Consider the following 17,899-nt stretch of genomic DNA (forward strand, 5'->3'; position numbering starts at 1 on the left):
GGTGGGCCTCTACCCGCCGGTGGGCCCCTGCCCTCCGGAGGGCCCGTACCCGCCGGAGGCCGCCCCGCCCCTCGCCGCCAGGGCGGCCCGCATGACCTCGCGGGCGATCGGCGCCGCGCTGCCGCCGCCGCTGATGTCCGCGCGGTCGGCGGCCGCGTCCTCCACCACCACGGCCACCGCCACGGCCGCCTCCACCTCGCGCGGTCGCTGCGCCCACGAGACGAACCACGCGTAGGGCGTGCCCGTGTTGCCGAACCCGTGCTGCGCGGTGCCGGTCTTGCCGCCGACCGTCACCCCGGGGATCGCCGCGTTGCCGCCCGTGCCCTCCTCGACGACGTCCGTCATCAGCTCCCGCAGCCGCGCCGCCGTCCGCGGGCCCATGGCCTGGCGCAGCGTCCGCGACGCCGTCGCGCCCACCGTGTCGCCCGACCCGGTGGTCGTCCGGTCCACCAGCCGGGGCGCCTTGACGTAGCCGCCGTTGGCGACGGCCGCCGCGACCATCGCCATCTGGAGCGGCGTGGCCCGCGTGTCGTACTGCCCGATGGCCGAGAGCGCGAGCTGCGCCCGGTCCACCGTGGTGGCGAAGGTGCTGGTGGCGACGGCCGACGGCACGGTCGGCCCCGGCGTGTTGAAGCCGAACCTCCTGGCGGCCCCGGCCATCGTGTCCAGGCCCGCGTCGGCGCCCAGCTTGGCGAAGACGGTGTTGCACGACCACTGGAAGGCGTACCGCAGGCTGGCGTCCTCGCAGCCGGAGACCTCGTTCGACAGGCGCGTCGCGGTGCCGGGCAGCGTGTACGGGTCGGGAGAGTCCGTCGGCGCGTCCAGGTCGGTCACCAGGCCGGAGTCGAGCGCGGCCGCCGCCGTGACCACCTTGAACGTCGAGCCCGGCGGGTACGTCTGCCGCAGCGCGCGGTTGAGCATCGGCTTGCCGGGGTCGGCGTTGAGCCGCTCCCAGGCCCCGGTCACCCCGGCGCCCGTCCCGGCCAGCCGCCCGGGGTCGTACGACGGGCTGGACACCAGGGCGAGGATCCTGCCGGTGCCCGGTTCGAGCGCGGCGACGGCGCCCTTCCTGCCGCCGAGCCCGGCGTAGGCGGCCCGCTGCACGGCCGCCCGGACGGTGGTGGCGACGTCGCCGCCGGGGCTCCGTGTGCGGGTGAGGTCGTGCCAGAGCGGCAGCGGCGCGAGCATCGGGTCGGTGCCGGAGAGCAGCGCGTCCTCGGCGTGCTCCAGGAACGTGGTGCCGTACACCTGCGAGGAGAAGCCCGTCACCGGCGCGTACAGCGGGCCGTCGCGGTACGTCCGCTCGTAGCGGAGCATCTCGCCGGTGTCCGCGGAGCCGGTGACCGGGCGGCCCTCCACCAGGATGTCGCCGCGCGGCTGGTGGAAGCGCTCGATGGCCCGGCGGCGGTTGGCGGGGTTCTCGTCGTAGGTCTCGGCGTCGAGGACCTGCACGCGGGTGGCGTTCACCAGCAGGGCCACGAGCAGCAGCGCGCAGAAGGCCGCGGCGTGCCGGATGTACCGGCTCACGCGGCACGCTCCCCGGGCCGCGGCGGCCCGGCGTCCTGCCCGGCGCGGTCCCCGGCGGGCGGCTGGGAGCGGGCCGAGTCGCTGAGCCGGATGAGCAGCGCCACGATGATCCAGTTGGTCACCACGGACGAGCCGCCCTGGGCGAGGAACGGCATCGCCATGCCGGTCAGCGGGATGAGCCCGGTCACGCCGCCCGCGATGACGAACACCTGGAGCGCCACGATCGAGGCGAGCCCGATCGCGAGCAGCCGCCCGAAGGGGTCGCGCAGCACCAGACCGGTGCGGTAGCCGCGCTCCACGAGCAGCGCGTAGAGCAGGAAGATCGCGGTGAGCCCGGCGAGCCCCAGCTCCTCGCCCGCCGTCGCCAGGATGAAGTCCGACTTCGCGGCGAAGCCGATCAGGATGGAGTCGCCGTGCCCGAGCCCGGTGCCGAGCAGCCCGCCCGCCGCGAAGGCGAAGAGCGACTGGGCGAGCTGGTTCGGCCCCCGGCCCGCCTCGATGGAGGCGAAGGGGTGCAGCCAGTCCTGCACCCGGCCGTGCACGTGCGGCTCCAGCGAGCCCACGGCGTAGGCGCCCGCCGCGGCGAGCAGCAGCCCGACCGCGATCCAGCCGGCGCGGCCCGTGGCGACGTAGAGCAGGATCACGAAGAGTCCGAAGAAGAGCAGCGAGGTGCCGAGGTCGCGCTCCAGGACCAGGACGCCGACGCTCAGCAGCCAGATCGTGACGACCGGCCCGAGCACCCGCCCGGTGGGGAGCTGGACGAACCTCCACAGGGTGCGGCCGGTGGTGGTGAGCGCCGCCCGGTTGGCCGCGAGGTAGCTGGCGAAGAACACCGCGAGCAGGATCTTCGCGAACTCGCCCGGCTGGATGGACAGGCCGCCGGCCCGGATCCAGATGCGGGCGCCGTTCACCGCCGGGAAGAAGATCGGCACGATCATGAGGACGAGGGCCGCGACGACCGACAGGTACGCGTACCGCCGCAGCAGCCGGTGGTCGCGCAGCGCCACCACGACCGCCACGCACAGCCCGACGCCGACGGTGGACCAGACGAGCTGGGGCGGCGCGGCCCGGTCGCCGGGCGTCTCCAGGTCGAGCCGGTAGATGAGGACGAGCCCGAGGCCGTTGAGCAGCACCGCGATCGGGAGCAGCAGCGGATCGGCGTACGGGGCCCGCAGCCGCACCGCCAGATGGGCGAGGAGCGCGAGGAGCCCCAGCCCGGCGCCGTAGCCGACGGCGCCGGGCGGGACCGAGCCGCTCCTGGCCAGGCCCACGTCGCAGTAGCCGTAGACCGGGAGCAGGACGGCGGCGACGGTCAGGGCGAGTTCGGTGCCCCGGCGTCGCGGGACGCGGACCTCCATGACCGGAACGTAGCAAGCTCCGGGCGTGATGTCCGGTTATGCCCCGCCTGTGCGCCGACGGCTCAGCACCAGTGCGGCGCCTTGCCGATGGTGGAGATGTAGTGCGCCGAGCCCCAGGCCCAGGTGCCGTCCGTGAGGAGGTACCAGTGGTTGTTGCCGTGCACGTTGCCGCCGCGGATCTTGCAGTGGATGTGCACGACCTTGCCGTACGGCTCGTGCCGGACGACGCGGCTGCCCCGCATGGGCCGGTCGCGCAGGAGCAGCCCGGACTTGGCGGTGACCTTGCCCTTGTAGACGCGGGGATGCTCGTTGCCGCCGTCGGAGGCGAGCGCGGGGGCGGCGGCCAGCGTGGTGACGGCGACGGCGCCGCCGGCGGCCGCGACGGCGAGGCGGGTGGCGAGGGAACGAGGGCGAAGACTCATGCGGGGCCTCCTGTTGTGAGGGAAACGGGCGTGCGGAACGGCCGGTTCATAGGCCGCGATTCACGCTAGGAGTGACAGGAGGGGTCCGCAAAAGGTCACGTACGGACAGGTGGTGGCGTCAGGCGATCAGCGGTGTCGGGCGTCCGGCGCCCGGGGCGGTGGGGGCGTCAGGCGTGGCCCTCGTCCGGGGTGCCGCCGGAGGCCTCCTCGCCGCCTGGGGGCTCCTTGCCGCGGGAGGGCTCCTCACCGCCGGCGGCCTCCTCGCGGCCGGGGGCCTCCTCGCCGCCGGAGGGCTCCTCGCCGTCGGGCAGGATCAGCGTCGCCACCGCGCCGGGGCCGTCGGCCGCGTTGGTGAACGTCAGCACGGCCCCCACCACCTGCGCCTGGCCCAGCGCGATGGTCAGACCGAGGCCGTGCCCCTTGCTCGTGCCCTCCGTGCGGAACCGCTGGGGCCCGTGCTCCACCAGGTAGTCCGGGAACCCCGGCCCGTGGTCCCGTACGGTGATCACCGGCCCGTCCACGGTCAGGACCACCGGCGGGGCGCCGTGCTTGAGCGCGTTCGCGACGAGGTTGCCGAGCACCCGCTCCAGGCGCCGCCCGTCGGTGTCCACCACCAGGTCGCGTACGACGACCAGCTCCACCGCGGCGCCCGGGACCCGCACCATCCGCACCACCCGCTCCGCCAGGGGAGCGAGCCGCACCGCGTCCAGGTCCACGCGTTCGGTGCGCGCGTCGAGGCGGGAGATCTCCAGGAGGTCCTCGGTGAGCGTGCGCAGCGCGGCCACCCGGTCCCGGACCAGCTCGGTGGGGCGGCCCGGCGGCAGCAGTTCGGCCGCCGCGTGCAGCCCGGTCAGCGGGGTGCGCAGCTCGTGCGCCACGTCCGCGGTGAACCGCTGCTCGCTCAGGAGCTTGCCCTGGAGGGAGGAGGCCATCGTGTCCAGGGCGCCGGAGACCGTGGCCACCTCGTCCTGGTGGCGGTCGGGGTCGCGGGTGCGCGGGTCGTTCACCCGCGCGTCCAGGTCGCCCGCGCTGATCCGCCGCGCCACCCGCGCCGTCAGGTGCAGCCGCCGCGTCACCCGCGTCACCGCGAACGAACCGACCAGCAGCGTCGCCCCGATCGCGAGCACGGACGAGCCGAGGATCGCCCGGTCGAGGCCGTCGATGGTGCGGGCGCCCTGCGCGTAGTCGACCTGCACGGCGATGGCCCGGCCGCCGTCCGCGGGCCCCGCCGCCCACACCGTGGGTGTCCTGTCGTGGTCGCCGACCATCGTGCCGCGCTCCCCGGCCACGGCGAGCTCGCGCAGCCGGCGCGGCAGGTCCGGCGGGTCGATGCCCGCGCCCGGGCCGAGGCGCCCGCCCGCCTCGTACTGCTCGGTGGCGTCGTCGAGCCGGGACAGGGCGCGGTCGCGGGCCTGGCCCACGGTCTGGTTGGTCACCGCGACGTGCACGAGGACGCCGAGCAGCGCCGCCAGCGCGCAGCACATGCCCGCGATGAACGCCGCGGCCTTCCACCGCAGCGTCGCGGTCCAGGCGGGCGGGCGCAGCGGCAGCCGGGGGCGGCGACGGGCGCGGTCGCCGGTCATGAGCCCGCGCCGGGGGAGTCGCCGGAGCCACCGGACCCGCCGGAACCACCGGAACCGTCCGAGCCGCCGGGCCCGCTGGAGTCGTCCGGGCCGTCGGAGCTCGGCCGGTCGCCCGCGCTCGGCCCGGGCGCGGGGTTCTCCCGGCCGGGGTCCTCGGTCAGCTCCGGCACCGGTGCCGGTGCCGGTACCGGGCTGCGGGCACCCTCGGGCCGCGGCGCGTCCGACGAGCGCAGGAACTCGTCGCGCGTCGGCAGCATCGCGCGCTGGTGCCGGTCCCAGGACCAGGCCGTGCGGTACTCGTAGCCGGGGATGTCGGAGACCGCGCGGAGCACCAGGTCGCGCCCGGCGAGCTCCACGCCGAGCACCGCGTCGGAGGTGCCCATGATCTGCGTCAGGTGCCCCTTCTCCATCGCGTAGACGCGGATGGCGAGCTGCTCCTCGGGCATCCGGATGCCGACGACCACGTCGTCCTTCCCGTCACCGGTGAAGTCGCGGTAGTACGCCTTGAGGACCGGGCACTCCTTGCCCTTCCTGCCGCAGTCGCGCAGGGCTTCGGCGGTCTCCTTGTACAGCGCGGACGGGCCGGTGTAGTCGTCGGGGTGCGCGGCCGCCTGCGCCTTCACGATGTCGACCGGGTCCACCTTGCGCAGGTCGCCGCCGGGCACCTCGACGCCGTCGACCTCCTCGGTGTCCGCGTTGCCGTAGTCGCCGACCGGCGAGGAGGCGGGCGGCAGGTCCGGCCACAGCCGGGTGGGCCCCACGGCCGTCGGCGTGGCGCCCGCGCTCCGCAGGTCGCCCGGGTCCCCGCAGCCCGCGGCGAGCGCGGCCGCGGCCAGCGCGAAGACGCCCGTGGCGAGCGCGCGGCGCCCGCGGGACCCGGACGCGCGCGGCCTGCGGCTGCGGTTCAACTGCACTCCTGCTTGCCGTGGGGCGGCGGTGATGGTGGTGACGACGGCAGTGATGGCGAGGGCGGTGACGGTGGTGACGGCGGTAGTGGTGACGGTGACGGCGGTGGTGACGGCGGTGGCGTGGTCGGTGCGGTGACCGTCCCGCGCCGGGCCGCCGCAGGTCAGCGGGTGCGGCTCGGGCCGGTCGGTCGCCCCGTACACCTTATGGGGTGGAAAGTCATCCTTGCCGAGTCACCGGCCGCCACGGCCCGCCCACCGGCCCCCGCGGGCGCGCCCCGTCCGCCGCTCAGCCCCCGGTACGCCCGTGGCGGCGCACCGCGAAGCCGAGCCCGGCGGCGCCCGCGGCGGCCATGGCGCCGCCCGCCGCGAGGAGCGCGGGGCTGCCCGCCTCGCGGAGACCGTGGGCATGGCCTTCGGGGGTACGGGAGGGCGCAGTTCCGGTTCCCTCGGGGGTGGTGTGGGCCCCCGCCGGGGAGGCGGGGGCCGGGGGAGCGGGCGCGTCGGCGAAGGCGCCGGCGGCGGGGGCGAGCAGCGCGCCGCCCGCGAGCGCGGTCACGGCGACGGCACGCAGGACGGCGGCGGGGAGACGGGGGTGGCTCACGGTACGTTCCTTGCGCTCGTGCGGTCGGCTCCGTCACCCGGGAGGGCGGCCGGGAGGGCGGTGGCCCCGGTGACGGCTACGACGCTAAACGCCCGCCGTTGCGGTGGTCCGGCGAGTGTGTAACAGGGCGTCATAGCTGCGCGGGCGGCGCCGTCACGGGGCGCGCGGGACGCGCGGGACGGCGCGTACGGGCCCGGCCCGGCGGGGCGGGGCCCGGGCGGCGGGCATCAACTTCCTTGCGGCGCCGACGGCTTCTTGCCGGAGCCGCGTCCGGGCTGTTCCCATGGTCATGGGGTGATGGGGATGAGCGCATTGCGTGTCGTACCGGCGTTCCGACACGGCCAGGAGCGGCTCTACGTCTGCCGGGCGGACGGCAGGAACGTGGCGTGGTTCGACCGCGACACCGCCCGCGTGAACCTGCTCAGCACGGACGAGGAGGCGGACGTCCTGGACGCCCTCGCCCCCTTCCTCACCGGGAACGTCACGGTCGGGCCGCCACCGGTGCCCACCCCCGCCGAGCTCGCCCGGCTCGCCCTGCACCCGGACGACGACCTCGCGCCGAACCGGCCCGGCGAGGCTCTGCGCGTCTCGCTCGAACGCGAGCCGCCGTCCGCCCGCCGCCTTCGGTCCGACCCGCGCAGCCGCGCGCTCGCCGCGGAGAGTGCCGTCGGCGAGGCGCTCGACCGGCTCGACGGGGCCGGCTGGCACACCCTGCACTCCATCGGCCTGCCCGGCGGCGCCCGCATCCACCACCTGCTCATCGGGCCCGGGGGGCTCTTCTGCGTCCGGGCGGTGCCCGCGCGGCGGCAGCGGGTCCGCGTCGCCGACCCGATGGTCGCGGTCGGCAGGGACCGGCCCGCGCCCCTGCTGCGGGAGCTGCGCGCCGACGCCGCCCGCGCCTCCTTCGCCCTCACCGCGGAGGTGCGGCCCGTGCTCGTCCCCGTGGGCGCGGTCCTCGTGGACGCGCCGGAGCCGCCCCGGGAGGTACGGGTCCTCGCCGAGCCGGAGCTGTCCGCGCTGGCCCGGGCGGGCGGTGTGCTGAAGCCGGCGGACGTGGAGGCCCTGCACGCCCTGGCCCGGGACCGCCACACCTGGCATCGGGTCTAGTAGGCGAGGCCCCCCTCTCCCGCCCACCCACCCGTGCCACCCGGCTCCGTCCGCCCGACCCCGACGCCAGCGCCTCCCCACCGTCGTCCGTTCCTTCCCACCCACCCACCCGTGCCACCCCGGCTTCGACCACCCCTGTGGGCAATCGTCCCGCTGGGCGGGACGGGTGGGCACAGGCCAAGTGCCGAGCAACCGTCCAGCTCAGGCCGCACCGGTGGGCAACCCCCGCGCCATCTCCGGATCGAACAGCGGCGCCAGCAGATCCCCGTCCCGGCGGAGCCGGGACGGCATGTCGGAGGCCTGGAAGACCAGCAGCCCGGGGTCCCCACGGGACAGGCAGCCCTCCACCTCCGCCCAGGTCACCGGAGCCGACACCGTGGGCTCCGCCCGCGCCCGCAACGTATAGGGCGTAGCCGTCGTCTTCGCCGCCGCGTTCTGGCTGAAGTCCACGAACACCTTCCCCGGCCGCAGGCTCCGCGTCATCCGGTGCACCACCAGCTCCGGAAGCTCCCGCTCCGCCGTCACCGCGAGCCGCTTCGCGTACGCCGTCACCTCCGCGGACGCGACCGGCACCAGCGGCACGAGCAGATGCAGCCCCTTGCTCCCGGACGTCTTCGCGTACACGGAGAACCCGTCGGCGACCAGCCGCTCCCGCAGCCACAGCGCCGCCTCGCACGCCTCCACCACCGTCGCCGGCGGCCCGGGGTCCAGGTCGAGCACGAGCCGGTCGGCGAGGCCGGGCGCGTCCGCCTGCCACTGCGGCGTGTGGAACTCCGTCACCAGGTTCGCCGCCCACATCAGCGTCGCCAGGTCCTGTACGACGATCTGCCGCACCGGCCCCTCCGACCGCGGCACCTCGGCCGTCCGCACCCAGTCGGGGGTACCGGGCAGCACGTTCTTGGTGAAGAAGCGCTGCCCCTCGGGCCCGTCCGGGAAGCGCAGGAACGACACGGGCCGGTTGCGCAGGTGGGGGAGCAGCGCGTCCGCCGTGGTCGCGTAGTAGTGCAGGACCTCACCCTTCGTGAAGCCGCTCTCCGGATACAGCACCTTGTCGAGGTTGCTGAGCGCGAGCCGTCGGCCCTCCACCTCCGTGATGGGCGTCATACGATGAGAATCCCACGAATCGCGGCAAACCGTGGCGAAAGGTGCACCACATGCGGTCCATATGGAACGGCGCCATCTCCTTCGGCCTGGTCAGCATCCCGATCAAGCTGGTGAACGCCACGGAGAACCACGCGGTCTCCTTCCGGCAGATCCACACCGAGGACGGCGGCCGCATCCGCTACCGCAAGGTCTGCGAGCTGGAGGACCGCGAGGTGTCGTCCGACGAGATCGGCAAGGGGTACGAGGACGCCGACGGCTCGATCATCCCGATCACGGAGGACGACCTGGCCTCGCTGCCGATCCCGACCGCGAAGACCATCGAGATCGTCTCGTTCGTCCCGGCCGACCACATCGACCCGCTCCAGATGAGCACGGCCTACTACCTGGCCGCCAGCGGGGCCCCGGCCCTGAAGCCGTACACCCTGCTGCGCGAGGCCCTCAAGCGCAGCAAGAAGGTCGCCATCGCGAAGTTCGCGCTGCGCGGCCGCGAACGCCTCGGCATGCTGCGCGTCGTCGACGACGTCATCGCCATGCACGGCCTGCTCTGGCCGGACGAGATCCGCGCCACGGACAGCGTCGCGCCCGAGACCGACGTGCAGGTGCGGGAGGCCGAGCTCGACCTCGCCGACGCCCTGATGGACACCCTCGGCGAGGTCGACATGGACTCGCTGCACGACGACTACCGCGAGGCCGTGGAGGAGATGATCGCCGCCAAGCTCGATGGCGGTACGACCACCGCCCCGGCCCCCGCGGAGCCGCGCGGCGGCAAGGTCATCGACCTGATGGCCGCCCTGGAGAGCAGCGTGCGCGCCGCGCGCACGGCCCGCGGCGAGGCGGAGGGCGCGCCGGAGGCCGAGGTCACGGACCTCCCGGCCCGCCGCACCAGGACCGCGTCCGCGTCCCGGAAGTCCGCCCCCGCGACCCCCAAGCAGGTCGGCGGCAAGAAGTCCACGGCGGCGAAGAAGGCCACGGCCGCCGCCCCGAAGAAGAGCACGGCCAAGAAGAGCGCCGCGAAGAAGGCGACGACCGCGGACCGTTCGCCCGCTCCGAAGTCGACCGCCAAGTCCACGGCGAAGAAGACGACGGCGAAGAAGTCGACCACGACCAGAAAGACGACAGCGAAGCGCAGAGCATCCTGACGCCCGCACCCTCTCCGGGGAGGGTGCGGCAGCCCCTCCCGGGGAACAACTCCCCGCCTGGAACGAACGTTCTATCAAGTCGCAGAACAGATACAGACAAGGCCCCGGTCGCTCACCCCGCCTCCCCGCACACCGTCACCGCGAACAGCCCCACCTCCTCGCGCCTGCTGCGTACGTTCCCGAAGCCCGCCTCCCGCGCCCAGCCCTCCGTCAGGGCCACGTTCCGGCACTTCATCACCCACGGCCGCCCCTCCCGGTCGGGCAGCACGTTGGCGATGAGTTCGAGCTGCGGGTGCCGGGTCTGGGTGGTGCAGACGAGGACGCCGCCCGGGGCGAGCAGCCCCCGCAGCCGCTTGAGGGAGGCGCGGACGGTGTCGTCGTCCAGCAGCAGCTCGTACAGGCCGCAGACGACGATGACGTCCGGCGCCCCCGCCGCCGGCGGCTCGGGGTCGAAGGCGTCCCCCGTCTCGTACGAGACGTTGGTGAGCCCCCGCGCCCGCGCGAGCGCCTCGCCCTGCCGCAGCCCCGCCGCCGCCAGGTCGCGGCACACCACCCGCACCCGCTCCGGCCCGTACGCGGCGGCCACGTCCTGGAGGTAGCGGCCGGGCCCTGCGGCCACGTCGAGGACCCGGACCGGACGGCCGGGGCGCGCGGCGACCTGGTCCCGCAGCACGCGCTGGAGGAGGCGGGCCCGGGCGCGGACGGCGCGCCAGCCGACGGCGTTCAGATAGACGCGGTCGACGAGCCGGCCGACGCCGAACGCGCCGCGCGCCCGGTTCACGTACACGTAGTCGAGCATCGTGCCGCTGTCGAAGCCGTGCCGGAAGCCGACGCGGATGCCTTCGGAGGTCCGCCCCACCGTGCGCAACAGGCCGCGCAGCACCGCCCACTTGAGGCTCCGCGGGGGCGGCGGGGATGGCAGAGGTGTCGTCATGCGCGCAAGCGTGACCGCGCGGCGGGCCACCGGCCATCCGTACGGATACTCAGACCCGCCCACGTACATCCGGCGGGCAACGAGGGAAACGAGGAAGGGGCAGGAGGAGCCGGAGGCCGGAGTCAACGACCGCGCCGCACGGGACGATTGCTAGGTTGTACGCAATTCAAGCAGGTAGGCAGGCAGCCCAGGCAAGGCCCGGCCCGCACCCGGGCCGGGCCCACGCACCGCAGGAGGTCCCGTGACCGGTTCCGCTTCCGACCCCAGACTCGACTCGTCCGCGGAGATCCGCGCCCGGATCGACACGAGCAAGCCGCACTCGGCGCGCTTCTGGAACTACTTCGTGGGCGGCAAGGACAACTACGAGAAGGACCGGGAGCTCGGCGACGAGATCAAGGAGATCTTCCCCGGCCTCGTCGACGTCGCGCGCAACAGCCGCCAGTTCCTCGGCCGCGCGGTCCGCCACCTGGCGGGGGAGCAGGGCATCCGCCAGTTCCTCGACATCGGCACGGGCCTGCCGACGGCCGACAACACCCACGAGGTCGCCCAGCGCGTCGCCCCGGACGCCCGCATCGTCTACGTGGACAACGACCCCCTGGTCCTCGCCCACGCCCGCGCTCTGCTGACCAGCACGCCCGAGGGCGAGACGGCGTACATCGACGCGAACATGTACGAGCCGGAGGCGATCCTCGCGGAAGCGGGGAAGACCCTGGACCTCTCCCAGCCGGTGGCCCTCATGATCCTGAACACCCTGGGCCACGTCTCCTCGTACGACCAGGCCCGCGACCTGGTCAACCGCCTGATGGCCGGCCTGCCGTCCGGCAGCTACCTGGTGATCAGCGACTCGACGTCCACCAGCGAGGGCATGATCGCGGCGTCCAACGCGTACAACGAGAGCGGCGCGATCCCGTACCACGTCCGCACCGTCGAGGAGATCACCGGCTTCTTCGACGGCCTCACCCTCACCGACCCCGGCGTCACCCAGGTCACCCGCTGGCGCCCCGACGGGACGACCGACACCACCACCGCGGTCGACGCGTACGCGGGTGTGGGCCGCAAGCCCTGACCTGCGAGGCGGCGCCCGCCCACCCCCACGGGCGCCGCCCGCAAACCCGTTCATGAGGACCCCCGAAGAGCTGGTAGGGTTCTACCCGTCACCGCGACACCGCGACCGACACGCCCCCGTAGCTCAGGGGATAGAGCAACGGCCTCCGGAGCCGTGTGCGCAGGTTCGAATCCTGCCGGGGGCACCCTGTATGAGGTGCCTGTAGACCCCGCCACCAGCAGCTTCGCTGGGGACGGGGTCTTCGCGTATGCGCGGTCTGTCCTGCCGCGCACAGGGCGGGCGTCCGCGCTCCCCTCAGTCCGCGCCGTGGTCCACCGGCCCGGGCCGCGGCACCGTGTCGTCCCGACCGGCCAGCACCACCCCCGCCGCCCCCGCCAGCAGCACCCCGAACGCCAACCACAGCGCCACGGTGTAGCCGTGCACCGTCCCCGCGTCGAGGACTCGTCGGCCGCCCTCGCCCGCGTGCTCCTCGAGGTACGACGTCGTCACGCTCGTCGCCACCGAGTTCAGCAGGGCCGTGCCGAACGCGGCCCCCACCTGCTGCACCGTGTTGTACGCCGCCGAGGCCACGCCCGCCTCGGTGTGGTCGAGGCCGATCGTCGCCGTGTCGGTCGCCACCGCGAGCAGCGTGCCCAGGCCGATGCCGGTGAGGACCATGGACGGGGTCAGGTAGGCCCAGAAGACGTGCGTGCTGTCCACGTCGAGCCGCGTGAGGATCAGCATGCCCGCGGCGGCGGACAGCAGGCTGCCCGCGATCAGGAGGTGCGCCGGGACCGCGCGGCGCAGCCTCCCGGCGATCAGCATCGCGCCGACGGTGCTGCTCACCGCGTTCACCAGCAGCGTCAGGCCCGCCGTCACCGGCGAGTAGCCGAGGATCGTCTGCGTGTAGTAGCTGACGAAGAGGAAGAAGCCGAACATCGCCACGAACATCAGGCCGACGGCCAGGAACGCCGTGCCCCGCGCCCGGTGCGCCAGGATGCGCAGCGGCAGCAGCGCCCGCGCCGACCGCGCCTCCACGAGCACGAACAGCGCGAGCAGCAGTACCCCGCCACCCAGCAGCGTCAGCACTTTCGGGTCGCCCCAGCCGTACGGCTCCGCCTGCGTGAACCCGTAGACCAGGGCGACGAGCCCACCCGTGCTGAGCAGGACGCCCGGCACGTCGAGGCCGCGCAGGTCACCGCTCGGCCGGTCGCGCGCCACCAGCGGGACCCCGGCGAGGGCGAGTACGGCCAGGGGCACGTTGATGTAGAGGCACCAGCGCCAGTCGGCGTACTCGGTGAGCAGGCCGCCCGCCACGACGCCGAGCGCGGCGCCGCCCGCCCCCACCCCGGCGAACACCCCGAAGGCTCTGGCCCGTTCGCGTCCGTCGGTGAACGTCAGGATCAGCAGCGACAGGGCCGCCGGTGCCAGGAGCGCGGCGAAGACGCCCTGCGCCGCGCGGGCGCCGAACAGGGTGCCCGCGTCACCCGCCGCGCCCCCGAGCGCGGAGGCCAGCGCGAAGCCCGCCAAGCCCCACGAGAACGCCCTGCGGTGCCCGAGCGCCCCGCTCACCCGGCCGCCCACCAGCAGCAGGCCGCCGAAGGCGAGCGCGTACGCGGTGATCACCCAGTGCCGGTCGCCGTCCGTCATGCCCAAGTCCCGCTGGGCGGACGGCAGGGCGATGTTCACGATGGTCGCGTCGAGTACGACCATGAGCTGGGCGAGGCTCACCACGGCGAGGGCCCACCAGCGCCCGGCCGCCGGGACTGCTGAGACCGCTAAGGCTGCTGGGGCTACTGGAGCCGGTGGGGCCGTGGAGGTCGGCGTCGGCTGCCGCTGTTCCGTCCGGGCTTCCGTGTGGCCTCCCCCCTCCGGCTGCCGCCCCGCGCCCGCATCACATCGCTTCATGTCCACACCGGCCTCACTCCGCCGCTCGTACAGCGGTCCAGTTACTCGAACATTGGTCCAGTGGGCCGCGACACTACTACGGTTCCGCGCGGCGGTCGGCGTCCGCGGAAGCACCGCGCGCTCCTCAACTGCCGCTCTGAGCAGGCGAGTTGAGTCACCGAAAAATCTTGGAGCGGGTCGTGGCAGACTCACCCGTGGAGGTGGGTGTCATCGCAGGCAAAGAGCGCACGCGCAGCGAACCCGGTGGGGGAATCAACGTCTGGCTGCGCCCCGCGCGCGAGAAGCGCGGGAAGGCGGAGCCGCCGCTCACCCCGGCCCGGATCGTCCAGGCCGCCGTCGCGCTCCTGGACGAGGAGGGCATGGACCGGCTGACGATGCGCCGTCTGGCCGAGCGACTGGACGCCGGGGCCACGACGCTGTACTGGCACGTGAAGACGAAGGCCGACGTGGTCGACCTCGCCGTCGACGCGGTCTTCGGCGAGACGCCCCTCCCGGACCGGCACGAGGACGACCCGCGGCGGGACGTCACCGCCCTCGTCCACGACTGGCGCCGGACCGTCCTGCGGCACCCCTGGGCGGCCTCCGTGCCCGCCCGGCAACGGCCGCTGATGGGGCCCAACTTCCTTGCCTGGATGGAGTTCCTGCAGTCCGCGCTGGCGCGCGCCGGGCTCACCGGCACCCGGCTCAACGCCGCGACCTGGGCGCTCTACAACCACGTCATGGGCGCCACGGCCGCCCAGTCCGGGCTGCGGCTCACCGCGGCGGAGACCCGGCTGGGCCAGGAGTACCTGGAGCGCCAGCGCGACCGGTACCCGACCGTGGCCGCGCACCAGTACCTCGCCGACGACGACTGGGACACGAGCTTCGCCATCGGGCTCGGGTTCCTCCTCGACGGGATGCTCGGTCTCCCTCGCACGGGGCAGAAGTAGGTAAAACCCGGACGCGACGGCGGCTCTCGACCTACTCTCGAGTTGTGCCAGGCATGTCCGGCCGTGTGCTTGTTGTGGACGACAACAAGGTCATCCGGCAACTGATCAGGGTCAATCTCGAGCTGGAGGGCTTCGAGGTCGTGACCGCGGCCGACGGTGCCGAGTGCCTGGACGTCGTGCACCAGGTGCGGCCCGACGTCGTGACGCTCGATGTCGTCATGCCCCGCCTCGACGGCCTGCGCGCCGCCGCCCGCCTCCGCACCGACCCGCGCACCCGGCACCTGCCGCTGGTCGTGGTCAGTGCCTGTACGCAGTACGAGGTCGAGGCCGGTCTGGAGGTCGGCGTCGACGCGTTCCTGGCCAAGCCCTTCGAGCCGAACGAACTCGTGGAAGTGGTACGGCAGTTGGTGGAGGCGCGGCGGCGGCGTGAGGGCGGCCCCCTCGGCAGCGGGTGTGCCGGCGGCGGGTCCGAACGCGCGGGCCACCCCTGAGCCCTTGCCGCCCTGTGGCGGGGGGCCTCGCGGGGGCGCCCCAGTCCCGCCCCTTTCCCGAAACCAGGGGGCCGCGCCCCCCTGGACCCCCGCCTTGTCGCCGCTCCGCGGCTCGTCCTCACACGCCGGACGGGCTGAAAGGTCCCCTCCGCGCCTCGCCCCCGCACCCCCGCGGCGTACCCACCGCCCCCTCACCGCCGCACCCGCCACCCGCCTCCCCTACCCTTGTTCCCGTGACCCCCGTCGAGCTCTCCCGGACCGTGCTGCGTGCGCTGCGTGCCGCCGTGGACGCCGGTGAGCTCGCCGTCGCCGTGCCCGAGCGGGCGCACGTGGAGCGGCCGCGGCCCGGCGGACGGGGCGACTACGCCAGCAACCTCGCCCTGCGCCTCGCCCGCGAGGCCGGCGCGGCCCCGGTGCGCGTCGCCGGGATCCTCTCCGCGCGGCTCGCCGCCGAGCCCGGCATCGCCCGCGCCGACGTCACCGGGCCCGGCTTCCTCAGCATCACCCTCGACGGCGACCCCGGCGCCGGACTCGTCCGCGACGTCCTCGCGCGCGGCCCGCGGTACGGGCACACCGAGGCCGACACCGGTGAGCGCGTCCAGCTGCACGTCCCGTACGAGGTCCGCGCCGTCGTCGTGGCCGACAGCGCCCGCCGCATCCTGCGCTCCCAGGGCGCCCTCGTCCGCGTCACCTGCGACGCGGCCCCCGACCCCGCCTGGACCGAGGTCCTCGGCGTACGCGTCGACGCCCACGGACACCCCCCGGAGCCGCTGCCCACCCTCCGCCCCGTGCCCGCCCCGGCCCACCCGGACCCCCTGCGCCTCGGCCGCGACGCCGCCCGCTGGGCGCTGCTCCACCCCGCCGCCCACGACCACCCGGACACCGGCGACGAGCACCTCGCCCAGCGCGAGACGAACCCCCTGTTCCGCGTCCGCTACGCCCACGCCCGCACCCGGGCCCTCCTCCGCAACGCCGCCGACCTCGGCTTCGCCCCCGCCCCCGGGGACCACGTGGACCACGCGGACGGACACGGACACCCGCTGCTCGGCGCCCTCGGCGACTACCCCGCCGTCCTCGCCGCCGCGGCCCGCCACCGCGCGCCCGACCGGCTCGCCCGGCACCTCGTCAACACCGCTGACGCGTTCCTCGCGGGGGCCCACACCGTGCTGCCGCGCGGTGACGAGAAACCCACGGCCGCCCACCGCGCCCGGCTCGCGCTCGCCGAAGCCACCGGGACGGTGCTCGCCGGCGGCCTGTCCCTGCTCGGCATCAGCGCGCCCGCGTACCTGTGAGACGAGAAGAGTCGAAAGAGCCATGAGCCGTTCCGCCCACCCCGCAGGACCCCGGCACGGAGACGTCCTGCCCGAGGGGCACTACTCCCCGCCGCCCGCCGACCTGAACGCCCTCGACCCCAAGATCTGGTCGAGGACCGTCACCCGCGCCGCCGACGGCACCGTGCGCGTCGGCGGCGTCGACGTGAAGCGGCTCGCCGAGGAGTTCGGCACCCCCGCCTACGTCCTCGACGAGGCCGACTTCCGCGCCCGCTGCCGGGCCTGGCGCGACGCCTTCGGGCCCGACGCCGACGTGTTCTACGCCGGGAAGGCCTTCCTGTCCCGGGCCGTCGTCCGCTGGCTGCACGAGGAAGGGCTCAACCTCGACGTGTGCTCCGGCGGCGAACTCGCCACCGCCCTGGACGCCGGCATGCCCGCCGACCGCATCGCCTTCCACGGCAACAACAAGAGCGCCGCCGAGATCGAGCGCGCCGTCCGCGCCGGCGTCGGCCGCATCGTGCTCGACTCCTTCCAGGAGATCGTCCGCGTCGCGCACGTCGCCGACGGCCTCGGCACCCGCCAGCGCGTCCAGATCCGCGTGACCGTCGGCGTCGAGGCGCACACCCACGAGTTCATCGCCACCGCGCACGAGGACCAGAAGTTCGGCATCCCGCTCGCCGACGGCCAGGCCGCGGAGGCCGTACGGCGCGCGCTCAAGCTCGACGGCCTCGACGTCGTCGGCATCCACAGCCACATCGGCTCGCAGATCTTCGACACCTCCGGCTTCGAGGTCGCCGCCCACCGGGTCGTCGGCCTGCTCAAGGACATCCGCGACGAGCACGGCGTCGAACTGCCCGAGATCGACCTCGGCGGCGGCCTCGGCATCGCGTACACCCCGGCCGACGACCCGCGCGAGCCGCACGAGATCGCCGCCGCCCTGCGCGAGATCGTCACCCGCGAGTGCGAGCGCGCGGGCCTGAGCGTGCCCCGGCTCTCCGTCGAGCCCGGCCGCGCCGTCGTCGGCCCCACCGCCTTCACGCTGTACGAGGTCGGCACCATCAAGCCGCTCGACGGCCTGCGCACCTACGTCTCCGTCGACGGCGGCATGTCCGACAACATCAGGACCGCGCTGTACGACGCCGAGTACAGCGTCGCGCTCGTGTCCCGCTCCTCCGACGCCGAGCCCATGCTCGTCCGCGTCGTCGGCAAGCACTGCGAGAGCGGCGACATCGTCGTACGCGACGCCTTCCTGCCCGCCGACCTCGCCCCCGGCGACCTCATCGCCGTGCCCGCGACCGGCGCGTACTGCCGCTCGATGGCGAGCAACTACAACCACGCGCTGCGGCCCCCGGTCGTCGCCGTGCACGACGGCGCGGGCCGCGTCATCGTGCGCCGCGAGACCGAGGAGGACCTGCTGCGCCTCGACGTCGGCTGACCCCCGGCGGCGGAACCGGAACCCCCGGCCCGTGAAATGCGTGAAATTCACGTCTCACGATCCGGACTTTGGTCAGAAACACCGTTTTGGTGGGTGAGACTGGACCCACCGTTGCTTGGAGAAGGAAACGAGGTCGG

16 protein-coding genes and 1 tRNA gene are annotated in these 17,899 nt (G+C 74.4%); 8 read left to right on the forward strand and 9 right to left on the reverse strand.

From position 1 onward, the window contains the following. Positions 1-9: 9 nt before the first annotated feature. The 6 genes from QK440_RS03065 to QK440_RS03090 form a co-directional block, all read right to left on the reverse strand. Positions 10-1,527: a penicillin-binding transpeptidase domain-containing protein gene (locus QK440_RS03065; RefSeq protein ID WP_282791347.1), complete on the reverse strand. Its 1,518-nt coding sequence runs from the start codon at positions 1,525-1,527 to the stop codon at positions 10-12. Then, the gene (locus QK440_RS03070; protein ID WP_282791348.1) at positions 1,524-2,885 is read right to left on the reverse strand and encodes an FtsW/RodA/SpoVE family cell cycle protein; all 1,362 of its coding nucleotides are present in this window, start codon (positions 2,883-2,885) and stop codon (positions 1,524-1,526) included. The genes QK440_RS03065 and QK440_RS03070 overlap by 4 nt, the downstream gene beginning before the upstream one ends. Positions 2,886-2,947: 62 nt before the next feature. Then, positions 2,948-3,307 carry an SH3 domain-containing protein gene (locus tag QK440_RS03075; protein ID WP_282791349.1) on the reverse strand — a complete coding sequence of 120 codons (360 nt, stop codon included), beginning with the start codon at positions 3,305-3,307 and terminating at the stop codon, positions 2,948-2,950. A gap of 167 nt (positions 3,308-3,474) precedes the next feature. Then, positions 3,475-4,890 (reverse strand): HAMP domain-containing sensor histidine kinase, encoded by a 1,416-nt coding sequence (locus tag QK440_RS03080; protein WP_282791350.1) that lies wholly within the window; start codon positions 4,888-4,890, stop codon positions 3,475-3,477. Next, a complete protein-coding gene (locus QK440_RS03085; protein ID WP_282791351.1) occupies positions 4,887-5,999 on the reverse strand; it encodes a hypothetical protein in 1,113 nt (370 codons plus the stop codon). Before QK440_RS03085 ends, QK440_RS03080 begins: the two co-directional genes overlap by 4 nt. Before the next feature lie 85 nt (positions 6,000-6,084). Then, positions 6,085-6,399, reverse strand: a complete 315-nt coding sequence (locus QK440_RS03090; protein WP_282791352.1) for a hypothetical protein — start codon at positions 6,397-6,399, stop codon at positions 6,085-6,087. 303 nt (positions 6,400-6,702) lie between these two features. Between QK440_RS03090 and QK440_RS03095 the strand changes: the two genes are divergently transcribed. Next, positions 6,703-7,506 carry a nuclease-related domain-containing protein gene (locus QK440_RS03095; protein ID WP_282791353.1) on the forward strand — a complete coding sequence of 268 codons (804 nt, stop codon included), beginning with the start codon at positions 6,703-6,705 and terminating at the stop codon, positions 7,504-7,506. A 201-nt stretch (positions 7,507-7,707) separates the two neighbouring features. Here the strand turns inward: QK440_RS03095 and ligD are convergent, their stop codons facing one another. Then, entirely contained in the window at positions 7,708-8,610 is a 903-nt protein-coding gene (gene ligD, locus QK440_RS03100; protein ID WP_282791354.1) for a non-homologous end-joining DNA ligase, read from the reverse strand. A 50-nt stretch (positions 8,611-8,660) separates the two neighbouring features. Here ligD and QK440_RS03105 point away from each other — a divergent pair, with 50 nt between their 5' ends. Next, positions 8,661-9,749 (forward strand): Ku protein, encoded by a 1,089-nt coding sequence (locus QK440_RS03105; RefSeq protein ID WP_282791355.1) that lies wholly within the window; start codon positions 8,661-8,663, stop codon positions 9,747-9,749. A 112-nt stretch (positions 9,750-9,861) separates the two neighbouring features. Here the strand turns inward: QK440_RS03105 and QK440_RS03110 are convergent, their stop codons facing one another. Next, positions 9,862-10,683 carry a class I SAM-dependent methyltransferase family protein gene (locus tag QK440_RS03110; protein WP_282791356.1) on the reverse strand — a complete coding sequence of 274 codons (822 nt, stop codon included), beginning with the start codon at positions 10,681-10,683 and terminating at the stop codon, positions 9,862-9,864. Positions 10,684-10,924: 241 nt separating this feature from the next. On the opposite strand from QK440_RS03110, the gene QK440_RS03115 reads away from it, so the two are divergent. Both QK440_RS03115 and QK440_RS03120 read left to right on the forward strand, forming a co-directional pair. Further along, the gene (locus QK440_RS03115; protein WP_282791357.1) at positions 10,925-11,749 is read left to right on the forward strand and encodes an SAM-dependent methyltransferase; all 825 of its coding nucleotides are present in this window, start codon (positions 10,925-10,927) and stop codon (positions 11,747-11,749) included. A 112-nt stretch (positions 11,750-11,861) separates the two neighbouring features. Next, positions 11,862-11,933, forward strand: a tRNA-Arg gene (locus QK440_RS03120). A 110-nt stretch (positions 11,934-12,043) separates the two neighbouring features. On the opposite strand, the gene QK440_RS03125 is transcribed toward QK440_RS03120, so the two are convergent. After that, positions 12,044-13,462 (reverse strand): MFS transporter, encoded by a 1,419-nt coding sequence (locus QK440_RS03125; protein WP_282791358.1) that lies wholly within the window; start codon positions 13,460-13,462, stop codon positions 12,044-12,046. 353 nt (positions 13,463-13,815) lie between these two features. Between QK440_RS03125 and QK440_RS03130 the strand changes: the two genes are divergently transcribed. The 4 genes from QK440_RS03130 to lysA all read left to right on the forward strand — a co-directional run bounded on the left by QK440_RS03130 (position 13,816) and on the right by lysA (position 17,762). Continuing rightward, entirely contained in the window at positions 13,816-14,565 is a 750-nt protein-coding gene (locus QK440_RS03130) for a TetR/AcrR family transcriptional regulator C-terminal domain-containing protein (RefSeq protein WP_282791359.1), read from the forward strand. Positions 14,566-14,618: 53 nt separating this feature from the next. Continuing rightward, positions 14,619-15,056 (forward strand): response regulator, encoded by a 438-nt coding sequence (locus QK440_RS03135; protein ID WP_282791360.1) that lies wholly within the window; start codon positions 14,619-14,621, stop codon positions 15,054-15,056. 233 nt (positions 15,057-15,289) lie between these two features. Further along, a complete protein-coding gene (gene nrtL, locus QK440_RS03140; RefSeq protein ID WP_282791361.1) occupies positions 15,290-16,348 on the forward strand; it encodes an ArgS-related anticodon-binding protein NrtL in 1,059 nt (352 codons plus the stop codon). 22 nt (positions 16,349-16,370) lie between these two features. Then, on the forward strand, positions 16,371-17,762 hold the full coding sequence (gene lysA / locus QK440_RS03145; protein ID WP_282791362.1) for a diaminopimelate decarboxylase: 1,392 nt from the start codon (positions 16,371-16,373) through the stop codon (positions 17,760-17,762). Positions 17,763-17,899: the final 137 nt, after the last annotated feature.

Origin of the sequence: Streptomyces sp. CC224B (genome assembly GCF_030010595.1) — a bacterium.
Taxonomy (GTDB): domain Bacteria; phylum Actinomycetota; class Actinomycetes; order Streptomycetales; family Streptomycetaceae; genus Streptomyces; species Streptomyces longispororuber.

Coding starts and splice junctions, on each gene's coding strand:
- QK440_RS03135 (WP_282791360.1), top strand. CDS start 14,619: ATGTCCGGCCGTGTGCTTGTTGTGGACGACAACAAGGTCATCCGGCAA.
- ligD (WP_282791354.1), bottom strand. CDS start 8,610: ATGACGCCCATCACGGAGGTGGAGGGCCGACGGCTCGCGCTCAGCAAC.
- lysA (WP_282791362.1), top strand. CDS start 16,371: ATGAGCCGTTCCGCCCACCCCGCAGGACCCCGGCACGGAGACGTCCTG.
- QK440_RS03105 (WP_282791355.1), top strand. CDS start 8,661: ATGCGGTCCATATGGAACGGCGCCATCTCCTTCGGCCTGGTCAGCATC.
- QK440_RS03110 (WP_282791356.1), bottom strand. CDS start 10,683: ATGACGACACCTCTGCCATCCCCGCCGCCCCCGCGGAGCCTCAAGTGG.
- QK440_RS03075 (WP_282791349.1), bottom strand. CDS start 3,307: ATGAGTCTTCGCCCTCGTTCCCTCGCCACCCGCCTCGCCGTCGCGGCC.
- QK440_RS03095 (WP_282791353.1), top strand. CDS start 6,703: ATGAGCGCATTGCGTGTCGTACCGGCGTTCCGACACGGCCAGGAGCGG.
- QK440_RS03070 (WP_282791348.1), bottom strand. CDS start 2,885: ATGGAGGTCCGCGTCCCGCGACGCCGGGGCACCGAACTCGCCCTGACC.
- QK440_RS03080 (WP_282791350.1), bottom strand. CDS start 4,890: ATGACCGGCGACCGCGCCCGTCGCCGCCCCCGGCTGCCGCTGCGCCCG.